Origin of the sequence: Kineococcus vitellinus, from assembly GCF_009906315.1 — a bacterium.
Classification (GTDB): Bacteria; Actinomycetota; Actinomycetes; order Actinomycetales; family Kineococcaceae; genus Kineococcus; species Kineococcus vitellinus.
Genome location: NZ_JAAALL010000301.1, coordinates 1 through 5,188, shown reverse-complemented (window position 1 = coordinate 5,188; position 5,188 = coordinate 1). Strand labels below are relative to the sequence as shown.

Genomic DNA, 5,188 nt, shown 5'->3' with positions numbered 1-5,188 from the left:
TCCCCGCACCCGCCCCCTCGCCGAGCGCCCCGGGCGGGTCGGCGGACACCTCCACCCGCACCGGCGGGCCCCAGCGCTCGTCGACGCGGCGCCCCGGGCCGGGCGTGAAGGCCACGACGAGCTCGGCGTCGGGGGCCAGGCGCACCTCCGGCAGCAGCCGCCGCTCGCGGCGGCGCAGGGACCACCGGGTGAGCCGGTGCGCGGCGGACTCCACCACGACGACGGCACCCCCGTCCCCGTCGTCCCCGTCGTCCCCGTCGTCGGGGCCGTCCTCCACGAGCACGTCGGCCGGCTCGGCCAGGCCCGTCAGCAGCGTCTCGACGCTGCGGGTCAGCGGGTCGTAGCGGCGCAGCGCCCCGTCGAAGGTGTCCGCGACGAGCACGGCGGCCGGTGCGCCCCCGCGGGCGTCGAGGGCCAGGCCCAGGGGGTGCTGCAGCAGCGCGCGCTCGGCGGGGCCGTCGCGGTGGCCGAACTCGAACAGCCCCAGCCCCACGTGCGTGCTGACCTGCGCCCCCGGCAGGGCCACCGGGTCGACGTTGGCCATCCGCTCGTCGGTGACGACGGGCACCCGCCGGTCCGGCGGCCCGGTGCGCCGCAGCGTGCGCAGCGCGGAGGTCTCGGCGTCGACGAACCAGGCGACCGCCTCCTGCGCACCGCCGCCCGGCGCGGCCTGCACCGCCAGCCCGGAGGGCTGGGCGAGCCAGGCCAGCTCCGCCGGCCCGTCGAGCAGGCCCTCGGCCGTCGTCCCGGCCACGACGCGCACGGTGCCGGCGTCCGGGTCGAACGCCCACAGCTGGTGCGTGCCGGACACCGCCACCAGCAGCTCCCCTCCGCTCCCCTCCGCGTCCGCCGCACCGTCCGGCCACCACGCGACGTCGGTGGGGCTGGCGAGGTCCTGCGCGCGGGCCGGCCCGCCGCCGCTGCGCCGCCGCAGCTGCCGGCCGGTCCCGGCCAGCGTGGCGACGTGCCCGTCGGCCAGCCGCACCCCGCGCACCGCGTGGTTGCCGGTGTCGGCGACGGCCACGTCGGCGCCGAGGAGGCGCGCGACCCGCGGCGGCAGCAGCGCGAGCCCCTGCGGAGCGGCGAAGCCGGCCTCGGCGGCCGGGCCGTCGGCGAGCTCGCGGCGCCCGGAACCGATGCGGCGCAGCACGGTGGTCAGGTCGGCGGCCAGCTCGACGAGCTGGTGGTGACCGGCGTCGGCGACGAGCAGGCTGCCGCCCGGCAGGGCGATCGCGCGGGCCGGGAAGCGCAGCGCGGTGCCCTCGGCGGGCGCCGCGGTGCCCTCGGCGCGCACCGGGGCGCCCCCGGCGGGCACGGGCGGCGCGGTGCGGGCCGGCCGGTGCGCGAGGAGGTCGGCGACCAGGCGCTCCAGCTCGGGGCCGTGCCCCTCGCCGGAGCGGGTGGCCACGACGTAGCCCTCCGGGTCGACGAGCACCAGCGTCGGCCAGGCGCGGACCGCGTACGCCGACCACAGCGAGCGGTCGGCGTCGTCGAGCACGGGGTGCTCGACCTCCAGGCGCGCGACGGCGGCCTCCACGGCTCCCGGTGCGGCCTCGTGGTCGAACTTCGGCGAGTGCACCCCCACCACGACGAGGTCGCCGGCGAAGCGCGCCTGCAGCGGGCGCAGCTCGGCCAGCACGTGCACGCAGTTCACGCAGGAACCCGTCCAGAAGTGCAGCAGGACGAACCGGCCCGCCGGCTCCGGCCGCGGGCCCACCCAGCGGCCGGTGAGCCGCGGCGCCCGCACGCGCGGCGAGGGGCGGGAGGAGGGGTCGCGCACCCGCGCCATCCTGCCCGCCCGGAACGGCGCCCGCCGCGCGGGCGTTGGGCGGTCGTGGCAGCGCTGCGCACGAGCTACCCGCCGCTGGAGCCGTTCGCGGTGCACCGGCTGCCCGTCGGGGACGGGCACGAGCTGCACGTGGAGCAGGCCGGGAACCCCGCCGGGATCCCGGTGCTGTTCCTGCACGGCGGTCCCGGCGGTGGGCTGCGGCCCGGCGACCGGTGCTTCTTCGACCCGCGCCGCTACCACGTCGTGCTGCTCGACCAGCGCGGCGCGGGCCGCAGCACCCCGGCGGGCGGCCTCGAGGCGAACACCACCGCCCACCTGGTGGCCGACCTGGAACGGGTGCGCGCGCACGTGGGCCTGGAGCGGTGGCTGCTGTTCGGCGGCTCCTGGGGCTCCACGCTCGCCCTGGCCTACGCCCAGGCCCACCCCGAGCGGGTCACCGGGTTCGTGCTGCGGGGCCTGCACCTCGTGCGCAGCACCGAGCTCGACTGGTTCTACGCGGGAGGGCTGGCGCCGCTGCAGCCGGTGGAGTGGCAGCGGTTCCTGGCGCCGGTGCCGCCCGCCGAGCGCGACGACGTCCTGGGCGCCTACCACCGGCGGCTGACCGGCGACGACCCCGAGGAGGCGGCGCGCTGGGCCGCGCCGTGGCTGCGCTGGGAGTTCGTGAACTCCTCCACCGCTCCCGACCCGGCGTTCCTGGAGGAGGTGAGCACCTCGGCGCAGGCCGTGGGCGCGGCGCGCGTCCTCGCCCACTACGCCGCGCACCGCGGCTTCCTGCGCGACGACGACGAGCTGCTCGACGGCCTGGCGCGGGTCCGGCACCTGCCGGCCGTCCTCGTCCAGGGCGCGCTGGACCTGTGCTGCCCGCCGGTGACCGCCTGGGAGGTCGCGCAGCGGTGGCCGCGCGCACGCCTGGAGCTCGTCCCCGGCGCCGGGCACTCCTCGCGCGAGCCGGGCGTCCTCGACCGCCTCGTGCGCGCCACCGACTCCTTCGCCGACCTGCTGGGGCCGTGAGGGCCGGGCGTGCCCGGAAACCCCGGTGCGCCGCCCCGGCCGGTGCGGCAGGGTGCAGGACGTGGACGGACGACCCGTGGTGCTCGTGACAGGCGTCGGCCGCCGGGTCGGCATCGGCGCGGCGATCGCCGAGCAGCTGGCCCGCGACGGCTGGGACGTGGCCACCTGCCACTGGGCGCCCTACGACGACCGGATGCCGTGGGGGCGCCAGGAGGAGGACGCCGAGCGGATCCAGGAGCTGCTGCGCGCCGCGGGCGCACGGAGCACCGCCGTCCCCGCCGACCTCAGCCGGCCCGAGGCCCCGGCGGAGGTCTTCGACGCCGTGGAGGCGGCCCTGGGCCCGGTGACCGGGCTGGTGGTGGCGCACTGCGAGTCGGTGGACTCCTCGATCCTGGACACGAGCGTGGACAGCTTCGACCGGCACGTCGCGGTCAACGCGCGCGCCACCTGGCTGCTCGTGGCCGAGCTCGCGCGGCGCTTCCCACCGGAGGCGGTCGGGCGGGGGCGCATCGTCGCCATCACCAGCGACCACGTCGTGCACAACCTCCCCTACGGCGCGAGCAAGGGGGCGATGGACCGCATCGTGCTCGCCGCCGCCCGCGAGCTGGAGCACCTGCGGCTGACCGCGAACGTCGTCAACCCCGGACCCGTCGACACCGGCTGGATGGACGAGGCCCTGCTGCGGGAGGCGGTGGGCCGCAACCCCCGCGGCCGCGCCGGCCGTCCGCAGGACACCGCCGACCTGGTCTCGTTCCTGCTCTCCGAGCGCGGCGGCTGGGTCAACGGGCAGCTGCTGCACTCCGACGGCGGCTGGCGCAGCTGACGCCCGCGCCCCTCCCCGCTCGCGGGGGCACGACGGGGCACGACCGGGTGCACGGCCGTTCGCCCGCAGTGGATCTCCTGAGGGCAGAAGGACCTTCCCCCGGCCGCGGACGGTGCCGACAGTGGAGGCACCGCACCGCCCCGAGGAAGGAACCCGCGATGAGCACACCCGTCCTGGCCGGTCCGTTCGACGACCAGCTCTCCCAGCGGCTGCTGTTCCAGCGCATCGTCGTGCTCGGGCAGGAGGTCGACGACGCGATCGCCAACCGGATCTGCGCGCAGCTGCTGCTGCTGTCGGCCGACGACCCCAAGAGCGACATCGCCCTCTACATCAACTCCCCCGGCGGCTCCATCAGCGCCGGGCTGGCCATCTACGACACGATGCGCCTGATCCCCAACGACGTCTCCACGCTCGTCATGGGGATGGCCGCCAGCATGGGCCAGTTCCTGCTGTGCGCGGGCCAGGCGGGCAAGCGCTACGCCCTGCCGCACGCGCGGGTCATGATGCACCAGCCGTCGGGCGGCATCGGCGGCACGGCCGCCGACATCGCCATCCAGGCGGAGAACCTGGCCCACACCAAGGCGACGATGCAGCGGCTCATCGCCGAGCACACCGGGCAGGACGTCGAGCGCATCGAGTCCGACGCCCAGCGCGACCGGTGGTTCACCGCCGACGAGGCGCTGGAGTACGGCATGGTCGACCACGTCGTGGAGCGCGTGCAGGACGTGCGCCTCGGCAGCGGCCGGAAGGTGGGGCTGTGATGGCCGGGGCGTCCATGTCCTACCCGATCCCCTACGTCGTCGAGTCGACACCTCGCGGGGAGCGCACCTCCGACGTCTTCAGCCGCCTGCTCTCCGAGCGGATCGTCTTCCTGCACGGCGAGATCGACGACGGCGTCGCGAACGTGGTCATCGCCCAGCTGGTGCACCTGGCCTCAGAGAGCGCCACCGCGGACATCAACCTCTACATCAACTCCCCCGGCGGCTCCGCGACGGCGGCCATGGCGGTCTACGACACCATGCGCTTCGTCGCCCCGGACGTCGCGACCTTCTGCGTGGGGCAGGCGGCGTCGGCGGCGGCCGTGCTGCTGGCGGCCGGCACCGCCGGCAAGCGCTCGGTGCTGGAGCACTCGCGCGTGCTGCTGCACCAGCCGTCCGGCGGAGCGCAGGGGACGGCGGCGGACCTGCAGATCCAGGCCAAGGAGGTCCTGCGCATCCGCGCGCAGATCGAGCAGGTGCTCTCCCGGCACACGGGGCACTCGGTGGAGCGGCTCCGCGCCGACCTCGACCGCGACCTCGTCCTGCCGGCCCAGGAGGCCGTCGACTACGGCGTCGCCGACAAGGTCGTCACCCCGGTGGGGGCGTTGGTGCCCGCCTGAACAACCAGCAAGGGCGATCCCCCCGCACATGGGTGAGGGCCCGCACCCCCCACACGGGGATACGGGCCCTCACACCACTCCACACAAAGGAGTGGCCGGCGGTGTCCTACTCTCCCACCCAGTCTCCCGAGCAGTACCATCGGCGCTGGTGGGCTTAGCTTCCGGGTTCGGAATGAGACCGGGCGTT

Annotated in this window: 5 protein-coding genes and 1 rRNA gene; 4 read left to right on the top strand and 2 right to left on the bottom strand. The window is 76.4% G+C overall.

Features of this window, described 5'->3' with window-relative positions; genetic code table 11:
- On the bottom strand, window positions 1-1,780 hold a 1,780-nt coding region (locus tag GTQ99_RS19460), incomplete at its 3' end, for a thioredoxin-like domain-containing protein (protein WP_166617359.1).
- Window positions 1,781-1,834: 54 nt separating this feature from the next.
- Here GTQ99_RS19460 and pip point away from each other — a divergent pair.
- The 4 genes from pip to GTQ99_RS19440 all read left to right on the top strand — a co-directional run bounded on the left by pip (window position 1,835) and on the right by GTQ99_RS19440 (window position 5,001).
- The gene (pip, locus tag GTQ99_RS19455) at window positions 1,835-2,800 is read left to right on the top strand and encodes a prolyl aminopeptidase (protein ID WP_205707837.1); all 966 of its coding nucleotides are present in this window, start codon (window positions 1,835-1,837) and stop codon (window positions 2,798-2,800) included.
- Window positions 2,801-2,852: 52 nt separating this feature from the next.
- Window positions 2,853-3,623, top strand: a complete 771-nt coding sequence (locus tag GTQ99_RS19450; protein WP_420814593.1) for an SDR family oxidoreductase — start codon at window positions 2,853-2,855, stop codon at window positions 3,621-3,623.
- A 158-nt stretch (window positions 3,624-3,781) separates the two neighbouring features.
- The gene (locus GTQ99_RS19445; protein WP_166617358.1) at window positions 3,782-4,384 is read left to right on the top strand and encodes a ClpP family protease; all 603 of its coding nucleotides are present in this window, start codon (window positions 3,782-3,784) and stop codon (window positions 4,382-4,384) included.
- Complete coding sequence (locus GTQ99_RS19440) at window positions 4,384-5,001, top strand: ClpP family protease (protein ID WP_276612410.1); 618 nt, start codon at window positions 4,384-4,386, stop codon at window positions 4,999-5,001. Before GTQ99_RS19445 ends, GTQ99_RS19440 begins: the two co-directional genes overlap by 1 nt.
- A gap of 93 nt (window positions 5,002-5,094) precedes the next feature.
- Here the strand turns inward: GTQ99_RS19440 and rrf are convergent.
- Window positions 5,095-5,188: ribosomal RNA gene (rrf, locus tag GTQ99_RS19435) — 5S ribosomal RNA — on the bottom strand; the annotation flags it as partial.